17 protein-coding genes are annotated in these 18,490 nt (G+C 61.3%); 7 read left to right on the top strand and 10 right to left on the bottom strand.

Annotated features, from left to right (window positions below; all coding sequences use genetic code 11):
• Positions 1-19 precede the first annotated feature (19 nt).
• Both V9L13_RS04030 and V9L13_RS04025 read right to left on the bottom strand, forming a co-directional pair.
• A complete protein-coding gene (locus tag V9L13_RS04030) occupies positions 20-2,266 on the bottom strand; it encodes an ATP-binding protein (RefSeq protein ID WP_338801560.1) in 2,247 nt (748 codons plus the stop codon).
• Positions 2,263-2,877, bottom strand: a complete 615-nt coding sequence (locus tag V9L13_RS04025; protein ID WP_338801559.1) for a biliverdin-producing heme oxygenase — start codon at positions 2,875-2,877, stop codon at positions 2,263-2,265. The genes V9L13_RS04030 and V9L13_RS04025 overlap by 4 nt, the downstream gene beginning before the upstream one ends.
• 276 nt (positions 2,878-3,153) lie before the next feature.
• Here V9L13_RS04025 and V9L13_RS04020 point away from each other — a divergent pair, with 276 nt between their 5' ends.
• Entirely contained in the window at positions 3,154-3,774 is a 621-nt protein-coding gene (locus tag V9L13_RS04020; protein ID WP_338801558.1) for a LysE family translocator, read from the top strand.
• Here V9L13_RS04020 and V9L13_RS04015 read toward each other — a convergent pair.
• Positions 3,771-4,184: a VOC family protein gene (locus V9L13_RS04015; protein WP_338801557.1), complete on the bottom strand. Its 414-nt coding sequence runs from the start codon at positions 4,182-4,184 to the stop codon at positions 3,771-3,773. The two genes, V9L13_RS04020 and V9L13_RS04015, sit on opposite strands and share 4 nt — an antisense overlap.
• Before the next feature lie 108 nt (positions 4,185-4,292).
• On the opposite strand from V9L13_RS04015, the gene V9L13_RS04010 reads away from it, so the two are divergent.
• The 3 genes from V9L13_RS04010 to V9L13_RS04000 are packed head-to-tail and all read left to right on the top strand — an operon-like array spanning position 4,293 to position 6,835.
• Positions 4,293-5,375 (top strand): trifunctional transcriptional activator/DNA repair protein Ada/methylated-DNA--[protein]-cysteine S-methyltransferase, encoded by a 1,083-nt coding sequence (locus tag V9L13_RS04010; RefSeq protein WP_338801556.1) that lies wholly within the window; start codon positions 4,293-4,295, stop codon positions 5,373-5,375.
• A 31-nt stretch (positions 5,376-5,406) separates the two neighbouring features.
• Positions 5,407-6,204: an isocitrate lyase/phosphoenolpyruvate mutase family protein gene (locus V9L13_RS04005; protein ID WP_003224110.1), complete on the top strand. Its 798-nt coding sequence runs from the start codon at positions 5,407-5,409 to the stop codon at positions 6,202-6,204.
• A 1-nt stretch (position 6,205) separates the two neighbouring features.
• Positions 6,206-6,835, top strand: coding sequence for a DNA-3-methyladenine glycosylase (locus V9L13_RS04000; protein WP_338801555.1), 630 nt, complete (start codon positions 6,206-6,208; stop codon positions 6,833-6,835).
• A 172-nt stretch (positions 6,836-7,007) separates the two neighbouring features.
• On the opposite strand, the gene V9L13_RS03995 is transcribed toward V9L13_RS04000, so the two are convergent.
• The 3 genes from V9L13_RS03995 to V9L13_RS03985 all read right to left on the bottom strand — a co-directional run bounded on the left by V9L13_RS03995 (position 7,008) and on the right by V9L13_RS03985 (position 10,213).
• A complete protein-coding gene (locus V9L13_RS03995; RefSeq protein ID WP_338801554.1) occupies positions 7,008-8,105 on the bottom strand; it encodes an extracellular solute-binding protein in 1,098 nt (365 codons plus the stop codon).
• Positions 8,106-8,107: 2 nt separating this feature from the next.
• On the bottom strand, positions 8,108-9,229 hold the full coding sequence (gene aguA / locus V9L13_RS03990; protein ID WP_003224105.1) for an agmatine deiminase: 1,122 nt from the start codon (positions 9,227-9,229) through the stop codon (positions 8,108-8,110).
• Positions 9,230-9,328: 99 nt separating this feature from the next.
• The gene (locus V9L13_RS03985) at positions 9,329-10,213 is read right to left on the bottom strand and encodes a LysR substrate-binding domain-containing protein (protein WP_338801553.1); all 885 of its coding nucleotides are present in this window, start codon (positions 10,211-10,213) and stop codon (positions 9,329-9,331) included.
• A 231-nt stretch (positions 10,214-10,444) separates the two neighbouring features.
• Here V9L13_RS03985 and V9L13_RS03980 point away from each other — a divergent pair, with 231 nt between their 5' ends.
• Positions 10,445-10,933, top strand: a complete 489-nt coding sequence (locus V9L13_RS03980) for a GFA family protein (RefSeq protein ID WP_338801552.1) — start codon at positions 10,445-10,447, stop codon at positions 10,931-10,933.
• Between the two features lie 124 nt (positions 10,934-11,057).
• On the opposite strand, the gene V9L13_RS03975 is transcribed toward V9L13_RS03980, so the two are convergent.
• The 3 genes from V9L13_RS03975 to miaE form a co-directional block, all read right to left on the bottom strand.
• Positions 11,058-12,344, bottom strand: coding sequence for an ATP-binding protein (locus V9L13_RS03975; RefSeq protein ID WP_338801551.1), 1,287 nt, complete (start codon positions 12,342-12,344; stop codon positions 11,058-11,060).
• Entirely contained in the window at positions 12,345-13,052 is a 708-nt protein-coding gene (locus V9L13_RS03970; RefSeq protein WP_045122404.1) for a response regulator, read from the bottom strand. It lies immediately after the preceding gene.
• Positions 13,053-13,199: 147 nt separating this feature from the next.
• Positions 13,200-13,808, bottom strand: coding sequence for a tRNA isopentenyl-2-thiomethyl-A-37 hydroxylase MiaE (gene miaE, locus V9L13_RS03965; RefSeq protein WP_003224098.1), 609 nt, complete (start codon positions 13,806-13,808; stop codon positions 13,200-13,202).
• 159 nt (positions 13,809-13,967) lie between these two features.
• On the opposite strand from miaE, the gene V9L13_RS03960 reads away from it, so the two are divergent.
• Positions 13,968-14,831, top strand: a complete 864-nt coding sequence (locus V9L13_RS03960; RefSeq protein WP_338801550.1) for a universal stress protein — start codon at positions 13,968-13,970, stop codon at positions 14,829-14,831.
• Positions 14,832-14,942: 111 nt separating this feature from the next.
• On the opposite strand, the gene V9L13_RS03955 is transcribed toward V9L13_RS03960, so the two are convergent.
• The gene (locus tag V9L13_RS03955; protein WP_003224096.1) at positions 14,943-15,413 is read right to left on the bottom strand and encodes a DUF1289 domain-containing protein; all 471 of its coding nucleotides are present in this window, start codon (positions 15,411-15,413) and stop codon (positions 14,943-14,945) included.
• A 467-nt stretch (positions 15,414-15,880) separates the two neighbouring features.
• Here V9L13_RS03955 and acnB point away from each other — a divergent pair, with 467 nt between their 5' ends.
• Entirely contained in the window at positions 15,881-18,490 is a 2,610-nt protein-coding gene (gene acnB / locus V9L13_RS03950; RefSeq protein ID WP_225138908.1) for a bifunctional aconitate hydratase 2/2-methylisocitrate dehydratase, read from the top strand.

Raw genomic sequence — 18,490 nt, 5'->3', positions numbered from 1 at the left:
CAGCGAGGCACGGATTTTTTCATTCCCCGGACAGCATCGCCGGCACGGTAAACCGAAACTCCGTACCCTCACCCGGCTCACTGCTGGCCTCGATCCGCCCGCCATGGGCTTCAACAATCCCCTGCGTGATGTACAAGCCCAGTCCGGTGCCGGTCGGGTTGCCCTCCTTCACCGTCCAGTAGCGATCAAACACCCGCGCCAGGTTTTCCTTGGGAATACCTTCGCCGGTATCGCGCACGGTAAACACGATTTCCTTGCCGTCAGATTTGGCCAACACGCCCACCGAACCTTTGCGCGGGGTGAACTTGATCGCGTTGCCGATCAGGTTCGACAGCACCTGAAACAGGCGCTCCGGGTCGGCGTGAATTTTCAGGTCGGGATCGGCTTCGAACGAGATATTGATGTCCTTGTCCAGCGCCAGTGGCCCGAGCAACGACTGGGTTTCCTCGAACATCTGCCCGACATCCAGGGTCTGCGGGGCGATGGTGTAGCGCCCGGCGTCGATCTTCGAGGTGTCGAGCAAGTCTTCGAGCAGCGTGTTCATCCGCCCGGCCGCCTGCTGCATGGTGTCGATCGCGGTGGAGATGCGCCGCGAGGTGTGCGGGCCGTCGGAACTGAAGGTCTTCTGCATCATGCCGCAGAGCATCGAAATAACCGTCATCGGGTTGCGCAGGTCGTGGGAGACCACCGCCACCAGTTCATCACGGGCGCGCACTGCTTCCTGCTCACGGCGCACCTGACGGGCCAAGTCGTTTTCCAGTGCCGAACGGCGCAGGTCATTGGCCGCGAACAGATCGCCATGACTCCACTTGGTGGAGATTCCGGCCATCTCGACTTTCCAGATTTCGAACGAGGTGCGCGGACGCAGACGCAGGCCGGCGTCGGAATTTTCCAGGTCCAGCGGCTTGCGCGGGTCGCCGCTCCAGTTGATGTTTTCCTTGACCTCGGGACGGAACCACATCACCCCATTGTCCACCGGTTTGGGCAGGCTCATGGCAAGCACGCCGCTGGCCACTTGCTGAAACTGCGCGGCTGGCGGATAGACGCTCGCCAGATGATGGCTGGCGAACACCGACTCGCCGGTTTCCTGCAACCACTTGTGCAGCGCGCGAATCTCTTCCGGCTCCGGGCAGTTGCCGTAACGGTGCAGCTGTTTGTCTTCGATAATCGCAATGCCCCCGGCCCCGGCCAGCGCCATCAGCACTTGCGGCTGCTGCGCCAGACCATCGAAGACATTTTCCGGCGAGTCGATCATTGCTTGATTGAGCAGCGCCAACGCCTCGACTTTTTCGTCGCGCTGGCGGCTGATTTCCAGCGACTCCATCGCACTGATCTGCAGCGACAGCACCTGGCCGATGGTCTGGCACGCGCTGCGCAGCTCGTGCGGCACATGCAGCGGCTGACGGTTGCCGCAACTGATCAGGCCCCAAAGCTTGTCGCCCTTGAGCAGGGAAATACTCATCGACGACAGCACGCCCATGTTCTTCATGTACTGGCAGTGAATCGGCGACACGCTGCGCAGGGTGGCGAAACTCAGGTCCAGCGGGGTCTGGGTGTCCGGGCGCAGCTTGGGCACCAGCGGCACTGGCTGGTAATCGGCATTCGGGATGATCCTCAGCCAGTTGGTGCGGTACAGCTCGCGCGCCTGCTCGGGAATGTCCGAGGCCGGGAAGAACAGGCCGTTGAACACTTCCATCGACGGATCGGACGCCTCGGCGATGACCTGACCGTGACCCTCCTCCTCGAAGCGATAGATCAGCACCCGGTCGTAACCGGTCATCGCCTGGATTTCCTTGACGCTGATTTCATACAGCGCCTGCAACGTGGTGGCCGCTTGCAGACGCTGGAGCATACGTCCCAGATTGGTTGGATTGCTGGCGACGTTACGCGGCTGGAAATTCTCGACGTGGATTTCCAGTTCCAGAATCAATACGCCCTGATGACGGTGCAGCAGCCCTTCGAACGCGGTGCCGTTGAGGCGAAAATGCAGCGGTCCGGCATCGGCGAACACCGGATGCAGCAACGCGTCGCTAACAGCCGCCGCATGTGCCTCACCCAGCAACTTGTGCAGCGGCTGGCCGATCAGTTCCTGCGCCGGACGTGCCAGCAGGGTCTCGACGTTGGCACTGATCTGAATGATTTCCAGCGCCGGCTCGCTCAGAGTCAGCAGCAAACCGTGGGGCTGGATCGCCCCGGGAAAGCGGATCGGTTCGTCGGCACAGTTGGCCAGCAGTTCTTCAAAGGCTTCTTTGTCTTGCGGAGTCATGCCAGTACCTCCCGGCTTTCGAGCCAACGCTCGAAACAGCTGAATGTGGTTTGGGCCGCCGCAACCACGGCCTCACGTTCGCCCGCATCCAGCGACCGACTGCCCAGGTATTCAATGAAATCGCGCCAGCGGCGACCGGTGGCGGCGCCATAAATGTCGAGGAATGCCGCGCCATTGTCGGCGTCAAGACTCAACCGCGAAGCGATTTCGCGACGCAGGATCTGCCCGCCGAGGGTTGCCCCTTCCAGCACGTACAACACACCCAGGCATGCCGCGCCGGAGTCGATCACCGGCAACGACTGACACAGTGGCAAGCGAGCGATGGCCTCGGCCGTCAGGCCCAGCGCCTGCAGATCGTTGAGCAGGGTTTGCGCCTTGAGACGTGGCGCAAGATCGAAATCGAAAGGGATCACGCCACTGTCGAGCAGTGCACTTTCCAGCGGCTGATAAAAGCCGTAGTAAGCCTGCATCAACCGTCCGAAAGCGTTGGAATCGAGGGTATCGGAGAAAAAAGGAAGACGTTTTTCCAGTGCGATGTGCAGTTCGGCAGTGCCGGCTCGCAGATCTTGCAGCACCGGTGGCACATAAACTTCACGGGCCTTTGCTTGCATGTAGATCGCTCTTGGTGGGGCCGCTTCGGGGCCGGCAGGGTGTTTGCAGCTTTGGACGGATATTACACGGCAAACGCCTTTTTCTGACTTGACGCACAGTTTTTTCTGACGAAACCAGCGCCTTCAGACCTTTGAGAGTTCCGGCCAACCGGAAAAGTTCGACGCATTTACAAGGCTAATCTCGAGGCTGTACCGCGACAGCACTACGTGACTGTACGGGTCAGTGCGCCCGCAGCCTGTGATAAAAAAGCGTCATCGTTTCTGGAGCCCAAGCCCATGGACCTCGCCACGCTGTCGCTGTTTCTCCCGGCCTGTTTCGCCCTGAACATGGCCCCTGGCCCGAACAACCTGCTATCGGTGAGCAATGCCACTCGCTACGGCTATCGTCGGGCGTGCGCCGCCGGTGTCGGACGGATTATCGCGTTCGCCGCAATGATCGCCCTCGCGGGCGCGGGACTGTCGGTGGTGCTGCAGACCTCGGAATGGCTGTTCCATGCGATCAAGATCATCGGCGCGGCGTATCTGCTTTACCTGGCCTGGCAACTCTGGCGCGCCAACCCTGAGGCCGAACAGCAGGTGGCGGGAGCGTCGGTGGGGTTCTGGCGGTTGGCGCGTCAGGAGTTCCTGGTGGCGGCGGGCAATCCGAAAGCAATCCTCCTGTTCACCGCGTTTCTGCCGCAATTCGTTGACCCGAGCCGCCCGGTGCCGGCGCAATTCGCCGTGCTCGGCGCGTTGTTCCTGCTGCTGGAATGGATCGCCATCGGCGCCTACGCCTGGATGGGCCTGCACATGCGCCGCTGGTTCGCCGAGCCGCGCGGCAAACGGATCTTCAACCGTTGCTGCGCAGGGCTGTTGTCGGCCGCGGCTTCGGTGTTGTTGCTGGCGAAACGCGCTTAAGCCTCGGACGGTCCTTTGAGTTCGACCTGATTGCCGTCCGGGTCGAAACAGTAAAGCGACAGACCGTAGCCCTCGGCGCCGAAGCGTCTGGCGGCTTTTTCCACGCTCAGGCCGTGTGCCTGCAAGTGTTGGGTCAGCGCCGGTTCGTCGAAGGGTTCGATACGCAGGCAGAAGTGATCGACGTTGCGTCGTTCGGTACCCGCCGCCGCACCGCCCTTCTTGCCCAGCTCGCCCTGCAAGTCGACAAGGTCGATCATCGAGGTCCCGGCGCGCAGATGCACCAGCCCCAATGGCTCGTTGTGCTTGACCACCTCGGCACCGAATACCTGACCGTAGAAATCGATACTGCGTCGCAGATCGGCGACCCGCAGGACGATGTGATCGAGGTGTTGAATGATAAACGGCTGCATGGGTTGGCTCCATCGAATCGGCGACTCGCTGATTGTGGTGCAGAATCGAAAAAATTCATTGTCGATTTTTCGGTGGAGCGATCGAAATCCTGGATTTAAGCTCAGGCCATGAACATACAAACCGCACTGCTGCCGCCCCACGCCGAGATGGTTCGCGCCATGCTCGAACGCGACACCGCTTACGAAGGGGTGTTCTTCACGGCCGTGAAAACCACCGGGATCTTCTGCCGCCCCAGTTGCACGGCGCGCAAGCCGAAACCGGAGAACGTCGAGTTCTTCGCCCACGCCGATGAGTGCCTGTCGGCCGGTTATCGCGCCTGCCTGCGCTGCAAACCGCTGGACGCCGCCGCCATCGCCCCCGACTGGGTGCAGCGCCTGCTCAAAGCCGTCGATGCCGACCCGGAGGTGCGCTGGAGTGATGCACAGTTGCTGGCCGAAGGTATTGAACCGTTGAAATTGCGGCGCTGGTTCAAGCAGCATTTCGGCATGACCTTCCATGCGTGGCTGCGTACCCGCCGGCTCGGCATGGCGCTGGGCGGGATTCGCCAAGGCACCTCGATTGACCATGCAGCGTTCGACTCAGGCTACGAATCGCTCAGCGGTTTTCGCGATGCGTTCCAAAAGTCGTTCCACATCACCCCGGGGCGCGCGGCCAACAGTGAGCCGCTGCTGTTCACCCGTCTGACCACGCCGCTGGGGCCGATGATCGCCATGGCCGAACGTCGCGGACTGGTGTTGCTGGAGTTTCTCGATCGCCCGGCGCTGACCCGCGAAGTCGAAGCGTTACAGACCCGCCATGGCTACGTGGTCGCGCCTGGGCACAACGCGCATTTGCAGCTGATCGAAGAGCAGCTCAACGAATATTTTGCCGGGACGCGCACTCTGTTCAGCGTGCCGCTGCACCTGCCCGGCAGCGTGTTCGACCGGCAAGTCTGGGAGCAACTGCTGCACATTCCTTATGGACACACCAGCACCTACGGTACCCTCGCCGCACGCCTGGGCAAACCCGGCGCCAGTCGCGCGGTGGGACTGGCCAACGGGCAAAATCGGTTGGCGATCGTGGTGCCGTGCCATCGAGTGATCGGTGCGGACGGTTCGCTGACCGGCTATGGTGGTGGGCAGCCGCGCAAGGCGTTTCTGCTGCGGCTGGAAAACGCTGCGGTGCAGCTCACGCAACCACTGGCTTTCTGAAGATTTGCACCACTCACTAGAAGGGATTTCGATGAACGCGCTCGACACTCGGTTTCACCAGTTACACCAGGATGGCCTGCTGATCCTGACCAACGTCGCTGACGCCACCGGTGCGCGGCTGGTCGAGCAAGCGGGCGGCAAGGCTGTCGCTACCAGCAGCGCGGCGGTCGCGTGGGCGCACGGCTATGCGGATGGCAACACCCTGCCCCTCGAACGGCTGATTTCAACCGTGGAATCCATCGCCCGGGTGATCAAGGTGCCGTTGAGCGTGGACATCGAGGCCGGTTATTCCGATGACCTCGGGCGCGTGGCCGAAGTCATCGACGCGGTGCTCGCTGCCGGTGCGGTCGGGATCAATATCGAGGACGGCAGCGGCGCCCCGGAACTGTTGGTGCGCAAGATCGAAGTGGCACGCGAAGTCGCCCGCAAGCGCGATGTGAAGCTGTTCATCAACGCGCGCACCGACGTCTACCTCAAGAGTCTGGTACCGGCCGAGGATCGCGTCGCCGAAACCCTGCGCCGTTCGGCGTTGTACCAGGCGGCCGGGGCCGATGGCTTGTTTGCTGCCGGCGTGACTGCCGCGTATGAAATCGAGGCGATCTGCAAGGGCACGTCACTGCCGGTGAACGTGCTCGGCTTCGCCTGCCTGCCCTCGCCGACTGAGCTGCAAGCCCTGGGCGTGCGCCGCTTGAGTGCCGGTTCCGGCATCGCCGAATTTCTTTATGGCGCGATGGGTTCGCTGGTGAAGAGCTTCCTCGCCAGCGGCAAGCTCGACACCCACGACCTGAAGGCGCTGACCTACGGCGAAGTCAACGGACTGCTGAAATAGCATGCTGGATCGTTATCAGGCGGCCAGCGAGTTTCTGGCCGCGCTCGACGGGGACTGGCAGCGACACGTTGCAGCGGTCGGCCCTTGTCTGCATCAACCGTATCCGACGCGTGATCCTTACGAATCGCTGGTGCGGGCGATAGCCTATCAGCAACTGCACGCCAAGGCTGGGGATGCGATTGTCGGGCGCCTGGTGGCGTTGTTTCCTGGGCAGACGTTTCCCCGGCCTGAGCAGATTCTCGCGACCGACTTCGATCAGTTGCGCGGCTGCGGCTTTTCGGCGGGCAAGATTGCGACTATTCAGGGCATCGCCCAGGCGACGCTGGACGGCGTGGTGCCGGATTACCCCTCCGCGCTGGTGATGGACGATGAGGCGTTGATCGAACGCCTCGTCAGCCTGCGCGGGGTTGGCCGCTGGACGGTGGAGATGCTGCTGATTTACAGCCTCGAGCGCATGGATGTTTTGCCGGCGGATGACTTTGGCGTGCGCGAGGGCTATCGGCGCTTGAAGGGGCTGGAGGTGCAGCCGACGCGCAAGCAGATGATCGAGATCGGCTCGGCGTGGAGTCCGTATCGGACAGTGGCGGCTTGGTACCTGTGGCGCATGCCAAAACCGCTGCCCTCACCCTAGCCCTCTCCCGGAGGGAGAGGGAACTGACTGGGGGAGATTTGAGATATCCGCCGACCTGAAATAGCGGCTGTGAATCCATAGTCGCCCCGGATTTTCAGGTCGATGTATTACGCAAGACTCCTCGGTCGGCTCCCTCTCCCTCCGGGAGAGGGCTGGGGTGAGGGTTGGCTTTTCAGAGGCCAGACTTCAACTTGCTGAACGCCCGAATCAAAGCCCGGTTGAACGCCTTGCCATTGTCATTCTTGCTGTACAGCGAAGCCCGCACCGCCTCCGACGGATACGTCCCCGGATCATTTCGGATCGAGGCATCGACCAAAGCATCCGCCGCCGGGATCGCATTGGCGTAATGGATGGTGTCCGTGATCGGCGCGATCACCTCGGGAGTCATCAGGTAATCCATCAACGCCAGCCCGGCCTGCGGATGCGGCGCGTCCTTGGGAATGACCATGGCGTCGAACCAGATCAGCGTGCCCTCCTTCGGGATGCGGTAACTAAGCTGGAACGGCTTGCTCGCCGCTTGCGCCTGCCCCGCTGCAATCGCCACGTTGCCGTTCCACGACATCGCCACGCAGGTGTTGCCGTTGGCCAGGTCGCTGATGTTCAGGTCGTTGTCGAAGTAGCGAATGTACGGACGGATCTTCGCCAGTTGCTGCTCGGCGAGTTTCAGGTCATCAAGGTTCTGCCGGTTGATGTCCAGGCCCAGGTACTTCATGACCGCGGCGAACACTTCGTTTGGATCGTTGAGCAGACTCACCCCGCAATCGGCAAATTTAGAGACCACGGCCGGATCGAACAGCATCGCCCAACTGTCCGTCGGCGCCTCCGGCAGACGCTGCTTGATCGCCTGCTCCTGATAACCGACGCCGGTCGTGCCCCAAGCGTAGATTCCAGCAAAGCGGTTGCCCGGATCGAACACCGCCATGTGCTGACGGAACTCTTCACCGACGCCGGAAAAATGCGGCACCCGCGCCTTGTCCAGCGGCTGGATCGCACCGCTCTCGATGGCCCGCGACAAGTGCTGGCCGGCGGTCAGCACCAGGTCATAACCGCTGCGCCCGGTGAGCAGTTTGGTCTCCACGGTTTCCAGCGAATCAAAGTGATCGGCGACCACATGAATGCCGGTCTGCGCCTCGAAATTCTTCAGCGTATCCGGGGCCAGATACTCGCCCCAGATGTACAGGTTGACCACCGGTCTGGCGGTGTCGGCGGCCTGCACACACAGAGGTGCAAGCACCAGCAGTAACGCTTGAGTCAGTTTGTGCAGGCCCATCATCACACCCCCTTCTTGTGAGGCGCGCCGGCGTATTGCGGCATGGTGATGCACGCAACGTTACCGCCACCGAGGAGGATTTCCCGGGAGTTTTCGATGCCGACGATCTTGTGCTGCGGGAACAGCTCGGCCAGCGTCGCCAGTGCCACTTGATCGTTGCGATCGCCAAACAGCGGCACCACGATCGAGCTGTTGCCAGCGTAGTAGTTGATGTACGACGCGCAGATTTGGGTGCCGGCCTGACGGGTGTGGGTGCTGTCCTGCTGATCGAGGCCTTCGGCTTCTTCGGCAGTCCACTCCAGCACGTCCGGTTGCGGCAGTTTATGCACGATCAACTCGCGACCACGGCTGTCGCGGGTGCTGCGCAGGATGTCGTAGGCCTCCTGATAGATTTCCCACTGCGGATCATCGCGGTTGTCGGTCCATTGCAGCACCACTTCGCCCGGGCGTACGAAGCACGCCAGATCATCGACATGGCCGTCGGTCTCGTCGAACTTGCAGCCCCGTGGCAGCCAGATCACCTGCTCGGCGCCGAGGTAATCGGTCAGGCGCCGAGTGACTTCGTCTTTGCCCAGATGCTGGTTGCGATTGCGGTTGAGCAGGCATTGTTCGGTGGTGAGGATGCTGCCCTGGCCGTCACTCTGGATGCCGCCGAGTTCGGCAATCAGCGGTGCACGGTAACGGTCGAAACGTTCGATTTCGAGGATCTTGCTGGCGATCTGGTCGTCCTTGTCCCACGGGTAGTACAGCCCGCCGTCGAGGCCGCCGTAAGCGTTGAATTCGAAGTCGACGCCACGCACTTCGCCGCTCTGGTCGTTGACCACGAAACACGGGCCGCTGTCGCGAAACCAGGTGTCGTTGCAGGTCATCTCGACCACGCGCACCTGCGGTGGCAACTGGCGGCGCGCAGTGGCGAATTGCGCAGCGGAGGCGCACACGGTGACCGGTTCGCTCTGCGCGATGGCGCTGACAATCTGTACCCAGACTTTCTGCGCCGGTTTCGCACCGTTGCGCCACACGTCGGTGCGCTCCGGCCAGCCGAGCCAGCAACCGGATTTGGCTTCGAATTCGCCGGGCAGACGAAAGCCGTCGTGTTTGGGGGTGGAGTCGAGCAAACGTGCCATGGTCAAACCTCGTCTTGGGGTTGGGAATGACCACAGGCTACGGTCGCTGACGCCTGGCCCGCCAACGATGATTATTGCGGAACAGTTGAATTCAACTCATCAATCGGCCAGTTGTTCGTTGAACCATTCGAGCATCTGCGCCACCGCCGGACGTTCCAGGCGCAGCCGCTCGCAGACCAGCGCATATTGGCCCAGCGCGGTCATGCTTGACGCAAACGGCCGCACCAGGCGTCCGCTCAGCAAGTCCTCCTGCGCGGTGAGGTTGTCGCCCATCGCCACGCCCTGCCCCTGCGCCGCCGCTTCCAGCGCCAGACCGGCGTGGGCGAAATACAACTGGCGCTGCGGACGCAGATCGCCGGCATGACTGGTGAGCCAGGCGGTCCAGGTCTTGCCGTCCTGATCGTCGTGCAGCAAGCAATGACGGGCCAGGTCCTTCGGGGCTTTCAGAGAGCCCTGGTTGAACAGTCCGGGGCTGCACACCGGAAAGAATTGCAGCGCCGGCAACGGCCGCACGAAGTAGGCGCTGCTGTCCACCGGGCCGGTGCCGTAGGTGATTGCCAGATCGATGTCTTCGCCGGGGGCACTGGCGTCAATCGGCTGCTCGTAGAGATGCAGGGTGATGTGCGGATAGCGTGCGTAAAAATCGGTGAGGCGATTCATCAGCCACTTCTGCGCCAGTTCGGCGGTGACCGCCAGGCGCAACACCGCCAACGAGGACGGATCGCGGAGCTCATCGCAGGCCTCGCCGATCAGTTCGAAGGCCTGCTGCAGGCTTTGCATCAGGCGTCCGGCGGCGATGGTCGGGCGGATCTGCCGGCCTTCGCGGATGAACAGCGAGACGCCGAGTTGTTCTTCGAGTTGACGGATCTGGTGACTGACCGCGCTGTCGGTGACGCACAACTCGGCGGCGGCCCGACCGAAATGCGCGTGGCGGGCGGCGCATTCGAAGGTTCGCAGGGCGGCCAGTGAGGGGAGTCTTCGCATGGATTGGGGTGCCTTTTTTGGGGACATGCTGACCGGGCCTTGAGCAGGCGTCCAGTCGCACCGCGTTATCGTTCATCGCTGGCAAGCCAGCTCCCACAGGTTTTGTGTCGAATGGCAAAGCCGCGCACACCAAAAATCACTGTGGGAGCTGGCTTGCCAGCGATGGCGTCGGCACATTCACACAATTCTTCTAGGCTCATTCAAACTCTTCCAGCCAACCGGAGGCCCCCCATGCACCTCGAAGGCTCCTGCCATTGCGGCGCCGTCACCTTCAGTCTGACCAGCGCTAACCCCTACCCTTATCAACGCTGCTACTGCTCGATCTGCCGCAAGACCCAGGGCGGTGGCGGTTACGCGATCAACCTCGGCGGCGATGCGGCCAGTCTGAAAGTCCAGGGTCGCAAGCACATCAGCATCTACCACGCGAAGATGAAGGAAGAAGGCGAAAAGCGTGCCCATCGCAGCACAGCCGAGCGGCATTTCTGCTCTCAGTGCGGCAGTGGCCTGTGGCTGTTCAGCCCGGAATGGCCAGAACTGATTCACCCATTCGCTTCGGCCATCGATACGCCGCTGCCGGTGCCGCCGGAGCACACGCATTTGATGCTCGGGTCGAAGGCGTCCTGGGTCGAGGTGGATGCGAAACCCAAGGACAAGCAGTTTGCGGTGTACCCCGAGGAGTCGATTGCGCAGTGGCATGAGCGGTTGGGATTGGTCAAATGAGCAGGGGTTTATGGTGTGATTGATGGCCCTATCGCTGGCAAGCCAGCTCCCACAGGTTCCTGGGCGTACACAAAACCTGTGGGAGCTGGCTTGCCAGCGATAGGGCCGGAACTGACAGCACAAATCAGTCCAGATGCGCCCAGGTCATCCGAAACGACGCCCCACCCCAAGCCGATTCCCCGACCTCGACCTGCCCACCATGGGACTGCGACACCCGCCGCACCAGCGCCAGCCCCAGGCCGAAACCGCCGGTACGACGGTCGCGACTGGCATCCAGCCGCGAGAACGGCTCGAAGATTTTCTCCCGCCCCTCCACCGGCACACCCGGGCCGTCGTCGTTGACCCGCACTTCGTAGTAATCGCCGCTGCGTACCAGCGTCACTTCGACACGCTGCTCGGCATAACGAATGGCGTTGCGCAGCAGATTGATCACCGCCCGCGCCATAAAGCGCGGCTCGATGCGTACGGTGTCGAGCAGGCAGTCACCAATCAGCAACTGCACCCCCGCCGCTTCCGCCTCCAGCGCCACGCTGCCGACCACGCTGTCGAGCCAGTTGGCCGCTTGAATGTTTTCACGTTTGATTACCGTCGCGCCGCGTTCGAGGCTGGCGTAGGTCAACAGCTCAGAGACCATTTCTTCCAGCTCGCCGAGGTCGGCGTACATGTCGGCGATCAGCTCGCGGTTCTGACTGGCGTCGGGCTGTTGCTTGAGTTGGTCGAGTTCGAACGACAATCGCGCAATCGGCGTACGCAGTTCGTGGGACACCGCGTTGGTCAGCTCGCGCTGATTGGCGATCAGGCTGTCGATCCGTGCCGCCATCAGGTTGAAGTGTTCGGCCAGGTCGCGAATGTTCGAGCGTTTCGACAGTTGAATACGCACCGACAGGTCGTTGTCGCCAAAGCGTTCGGCGGCCAGACGCAGTTTTTCCAGATCACGCCAGTGCGGGCGCACCCAGAAGAACAGGACGATGCCGATCAGCACTGCGAGCATCGCGTAAGCCACCGCGATGTAGAACGGCATCAGGCTCGGCTCGGGCGGCAGCTTGATGCTGAGCAGTTGCGAGCCACCGTCGATGTTGCTGATGAACTGGGTGTAGTTGTCGCGAATCACCAACAGGTTCTGCGCCAGTTCTTCCTTTTCCTCGGGGCTGAGATCCAGTTGATCGGCCTCGATCAGCTTCAGCGACAAGCCGTAATGCGGGCGCAACACCTCCAGTTGCTGCTCGCGCGCCGCGCCCTGCTGATCACGCATGTGTTCGACCAGCGACCACGCCTGCCCGCGTACCGCCTCACGGTTGTAGGCCTGCATCTGATTGTCGAGCAAGGCGTTGAAGGTGTGCTCGACGGTTTGCAGGGCCAGAACCAGCCCCACCGTCATGACCAGAAACAGCCCGAGGAATAACCGCAGCATTTACAGCTCCCACGCGAACGGATTGAACAGGTAACCCTTGCCCCACACGGTCTTGATGCACACCGGTTCGCGGGGATTGTCTTTGAGTTTGTTGCGCAATTTGCTGATATACACGTCGACGCTGCGGTTGAGCCCGTCAAAAGCGATACCGCGCATGCGATTGAGGATGTCATCGCGGGACAGGGTTTTGCCGGCGGCGCTGGCCAGCAGCCACAGCAGCTCGAATTCCATGGTGGTCATTTCGATGATCTCGCCGGCCAGACGCACTTCGCGGCAGCTGCGATCGATGCTCAACCGTCCGAATTCCAGCGAGCTGACCACGCCGCTGTCCGGCACCTGGCGCCGCTGCAAGGCGCGCAGCCGAGCGAGCAATACCGGCGGTTTGATCGGCTTGATCACGTAGTCATCGGCGCCGGATTCCAGACCGAGAATGTGGTCGAGATCGTCTTCCTTGGCGGTAAGGATGACAATCGGCGTGTCCGCCACACTGCGAATTTCCCGGCACACGTGCAAGCCGCTCTGCCCCGGCAGCATCAGGTCGAGCACCACCACTTTGGGCTGGAACTCGAGAAACGCGGCCACCGCCAGATCGCCGCGGTGCACCGCGCGCACTTCGTAGCCATGCTGTTCGAGAAAGTGCGCAATCAGCGTGGCCAGACGCTCGTCGTCTTCGACCAGCAGGACTTTGCCAAAACCCAGGTTATCCATAACGACCGTCTGCCAACCCATGTGTGAAGTGGGCGACAGTATGGCGGCAATCGCCGCCGAGGCGTTGTTTCGGGCAGCAAAAACCGGCCGCAGGGGCCGGTTTTCGGTGATATTTCATACTCTTAAGAGTTTTTAACAGTTTGTGTCTCAGGCCGCAGCCGGCACACCACTGTGAAAGCGGAACTCTTCATCCGGCGACTCGATCAGTTCCTGCTCGGCAGCACGGACCTTGTCGATCACCTGAGCGATGTCCTTCGCGTCGCCGTACTGGTAGGCCAGTTTCAGATAACCCTGAAAATGCCGCGCCTCGCTTTTCAACAGACCGAAATAGAACTTGCCGAGTTCTTCGTCGAGATGCGGCACCAGCGCTTCGAAACGCTCGCAACTGCGCGCTTCGATAAATGCGCCGACCACCAGCGTATCCACCAGTTTCACCGGTTCGTGGCTGCGCACCACTTTGCGCAGACTCGACGCGTAACGCCCGGCGTGCAGTTGGCGCAGCTCGATCTTGCGGCGCTTCATGATGCGCATGACTTGTTCGTGGTGCACCAGTTCTTCCCGGGCCAGACGCGACATCATGTTGATCAGGTCGACGTGGGAATGGTACTTGGCAATCAGGCTCAGCGCGGTACTGGCGGCCTTGAACTCGCAGTTCTTGTGGTCGATCAGCAGGGTTTCCTGATCGGCCAGTGCCGCCTGGACCCAGGCGTCAGGCGTGCGGCAGCCAAGGAATTCGTGGATTTCGGGAAGGATCATGGGGCTCACGGTAAAAGGTGTACGAGCAAAGGCCGCCGATTATACCGGCCTGCCCGCAGACCACCAGTCGCAGGCGTTGATATGCATCAAGTCGCAGGCACATGAACAGCAACTATAGTTGTGCTACGCCGTGCCTTTTCTTTGCTGGAGACTCCGCTCATGCAAGCCATTCGCAGCATTCTGGTGGTCATCGACCCCGAACATTCGGAAAGCCTGGCGCTCAAGCGCGCCAAGTTGATCGCCGGTGTGACGCAGGCCCATCTGCACCTGCTGGTGTGTGACCGCAAGCACGACCACGCTGCCATGCTCGGTGTACTCAAAGCCGCGCTGATCGCCGATGGCTACAGCGTGACCACCGAACAGGCGTGGAACGAGAGCCTGCACGAAACCATCATCGATGTGCAGCAGGCCGAAGGCTGCGGGCTGGTGGTCAAACAGCACTTCCCCGACAGCGCCCTGAAAAAAGCCCTGCTGACCCCGGCCGACTGGAAACTGCTGCGGCACTGCCCGACCCCGGTACTGCTGGTGAAAACCAGCACACCGTGGAAAGACCGGGTGATTCTGGCGGCCGTCGATGTCGGCAATGCCGATGGCGAACACCGGCATTTGCACACCACGATCATCGATCACGGCTACGACATCGCGAGCCTCGCCAAGGGGCATCTGCATGTCATCACGGCCCATCCGTCGCCGATGCTGTCCTCGGCGGATCCGGTGTTCCAGCTCAAGTCGACGATCGAGGCGAAGTACCGCGAGCAATGCAAGGCGTTTCAGGCTGAATTCGATGTGGATGACGAGCATCTGCACATCGAGGAAGGCCCGGCGGACGTGCTGATTCCGTTCATGGCGCACAAGCTGCAGGCGGCGGTGACGGTGATCGGCACCGTGGCGCGAACCGGGTTGTCGGGCGCATTGATCGGCAATACCGCCGAAGTGGTGCTGGATGCGCTGGAAAGCGATGTGCTGGTACTCAAGCCGCTGGAGGTTGAGGATCATCTGGTGGAGTTGGCGGTGAAGCATTAAGCGTTGCGGTGCCTGAAACGGCCCCTTCGCGAGCAAGCCCGCTCCCACAGTGGATTGATGTCGAACACAAAATCCCCGTGGGAGCGGGCTTGCTCGCGAAGCTTTTGATCTTCAGGCGCCGAAGGCGTCCTTGAGGAAACCGGGAGCGATGTAGCGCTGATAATGCGCTTCCGACAGCAGGAAGAATTCCCGATCAATGGCGTCACGCAATTCCGGCAGGTTCCAGTCGCGGAACTCCGGCAGCAACACCATCCCGTAGGCTTCCAGATTAATGATCACCCGCGCCCCGCGAGCAATCAGCTGATAGGCCCAGCAATACTCCGACTGATGCGGCACGAAGCGGATCTTGCGCTGTTCCAGTTGCAGGCGCAGGCGCGCCGGATCGAAGATCTCGACCTTGCTGGCCATCACTTGTGACAGCAATTGCTCCAGCCGCAACCACACCGCACGCTTTTCCTCCTCGCCGTAACCATTCCAGTGGATCACTTCGTGGTGGAAACGCTTGCAGCCACGGCACACCAGATCTCCGTAAACAGTGGAGCAGAGGCCGACGCAGGGGGTCTTGATGGTCTGATTGGGCATAAATTGGCAAAACACTGAAACGCGGAACAGGCCGGCATGTTAGCCCTTTGTCGGGCATTGATCACCCCTCAAACGTCAGGGGCAAGCGCTGGCTCGCGGTTTGCCTCGCCCGCGCACAACGCCACCAAAGTCCAATAGAGCGCGACTTACCTTTAAATTTTTTTTGCCGTAGAATCAGCCAGCCTTTTAAGGCGCCAATGTCCGTTAGAAGCTGTTTTCAAAGCGTCACGAGCACAGTCGTTCCTTCAGAGCGGTGTTGGCGAAGGGTTTTTCCAGCGGGGAAAAGCCCAACGCCAACCCTCATCAGCTCCCCGTTCTGCAGGCGTAAAACTTTGAAAGCAGCTTCTGTAAGGAATGGTCGGTAATTCTGGCTAAGCGGCCCACAACGCCGCGCAGCGCATGAGTACGAGCATTTCGCGACGAGCGTCCCGGACACCCATTTGGGACCACTGATGAGGGTAATAACTGTGCTTGAAGCCTACCGCAAACATATCGAAGAGCGTGCAGCCCTGGGTATCGTTCCCCAGCCGCTTAACGCCGAACAAACTGCAGGCCTGGTCGAGCTGCTGAAGAATCCTCCGGCTGGCGAAGAAGCTTTCCTCGTTGACCTGATCACCAATCGCGTACCACCAGGCGTGGACGAAGCCGCTTACGTCAAAGCCGGTTTCCTGTCGGCCCTGGCCAAAGGCGAAGTCACCTCCCCTCTGCTGGACAAGAAGCGCGCTGTAGAACTGCTCGGCACCATGCAGGGTGGCTACAACATCGTGACCCTGGTTGAACTGCTGGACAACGCCGAACTGGCGCCAGTGGCTGCCGAAGAACTCAAGCACACCCTGCTGATGTTCGATGCCTTCCACGACGTGGCTGAAAAAGCCAAGAACGGCAACGTTCACGCCAAAGCCGTGCTGCAATCCTGGGCTGACGGCGAGTGGTTCAAGAAGCGCCCGGTACTGGCCGACAAGATCAGCCTGCGCGTGTTCAAGGTCACCGGCGAAACCAACACCGACGACCTGTCCCCTGCGCCAGACGCCTGGTCGCGTCCTGACATCCCGCTGCACGCCCTGGCCATGCTGAAAATGGCTCGTGACGGCATCGTTCCGGACGAGCAAGGCAAGACCGGCCCGATGAAGCAGATCGAAGAGATGCGCGGCCAAGGCTTCCCGATCGCCTACGTCGGTGACGTGGTCGGTACCGGTTCCTCGCGTAAATCGGCGACCAACTCGGTCCTGTGGTTCTTCGGCGACGACATCCCTTACGTGCCGAACAAGCGCGCTGGCGGTTTCTGCTTCGGCAGCAAAATCGCTCCGATCTTCTACAACACCATGGAAGATGCCGGCGCACTGCCAATCGAGTTCGACGTGTCGAACATGAACATGGGCGACGTGATCGACCTGTACCCGCACGCAGGCAAAGTCTGCAAGCACGGTACCGACGAAGTCATCACCACCTTCGAAATGAAGACCCCTGTGCTGCTGGACGAAGTCCGTGCCGGCGGTCGTATTCCGCTGATCATCGGCCGTGGCCTGACCGAAAAGGCTCGCGCCGAACTGGGTCTGCCAGCATTCGATCTGTTCAAGAAGCCTGAAGCACCGGCTGAAAGCACCAAGGGCTTCACCCTGGCGCAGAAAATGGTCGGCAAGGCTTGCGGTCTGGCAGAAGGCCAAGGCGTTCGTCCTGGCACCTACTGCGAACCGAAGATGACCACCGTGGGTTCTCAGGACACCACCGGTCCAATGACCCGTGACGAACTGAAAGACCTGGCGTGCCTGGGCTTCTCCGCTGACCTGGTGATGCAGTCTTTCTGCCACACCGCGGCGTATCCGAAGCCGATCGACGTGACCACCCACCACACCCTGCCTGACTTCATCATGACCCGCGGCGGCGTTTCCCTGCGTCCGGGCGACGGCATCATCCACTCGTGGCTGAACCGCATGCTGCTGCCGGACACCGTGGGTACCGGTGGTGACTCGCACACCCGTTTCCCGATGGGCATCTCGTTCCCGGCCGGTTCCGGCCTGGTCGCGTTCGCCGCTGCCACCGGCGTCATGCCGCTGGACATGCCGGAATCGATCCTGGTGCGCTTCAAAGGCAAAATGAAACCTGGCATCACCCTGCGTGACCTGGTTCATGCCATTCCTTACTTCGCCATCCAGAACGGTCTGCTGACCGTCGAGAAGAAAGGCAAGAAAAACGCCTTCTCCGGCCGCATCCTGGAAATCGAAGGCCTGGAAGGTCTGACCCTGGAGCAGGCGTTCGAACTGTCCGACGCCTCGGCCGAACGTTCGGCTGCCGGTTGCACCATCAAGCTGTCGAAAGAGTCGATCACCGAGTACCTGCAGTCCAACATCACCCTGCTGCGCTGGATGATCGGCGAAGGCTACGGCGATGCACGTACCCTGGAACGTCGCGCGCAAGCGATGGAAGCCTGGATCGCCAACCCTGAGCTGATGGAAGCCGATGCCGACGCCGAATACGCCGAAGTCATCGAAATCGATCTGGCCGACATCAACGAGCCGGTACTGTGCGCACCGAACGATCCGGACGACGCCCGTCTGCTGTCCAGCGTTGCTGGCGAGAAGATCGACGAAGTGTTCATCGGTTCGTGCATGACCAACATCGGTCACTTCCGCGCTGCCGGTAAACTGCTGGATCAGGTCAAGGGTCAGCTGCCTACCCGTCTGTGGCTGTCGCCGCCGACCAAGATGGACGCTCACCAACTGACCGAAGAAGGCTACTACGGCATCTACGGCAAGGCCGGCGCGCGCATGGAAATGCCAGGCTGCTCGCTGTGCATGGGTAACCAGGCACGCGTTGAGCCGAACAGCACCGTGGTCTCGACTTCGACCCGTAACTTCCCGAACCGCCTGGGCGACGGCGCGAATGTCTACCTGGCTTCGGCCGAGCTGGCGTCCGTGGCTTCGATCCTGGGTCGCCTGCCGACCGTCGAGGAGTACATGGAATACGCTGGCAAGATCGACAGCATGGCGGCCGATGTCTACCGCTACCTGTCCTTCGACCAGATCGCCGAGTTCCGTGAAGCAGCTGCGAACGCCAAGATTCCGGTCGTTCAAGCCTAA

It is taken from the genome of Pseudomonas sp. RSB 5.4, from assembly GCF_037126175.1.
Classification (GTDB): Bacteria; Pseudomonadota; Gammaproteobacteria; order Pseudomonadales; family Pseudomonadaceae; genus Aquipseudomonas; species Aquipseudomonas fluorescens_H.
This window is presented reverse-complemented; position numbering and strand designations above follow the sequence as displayed.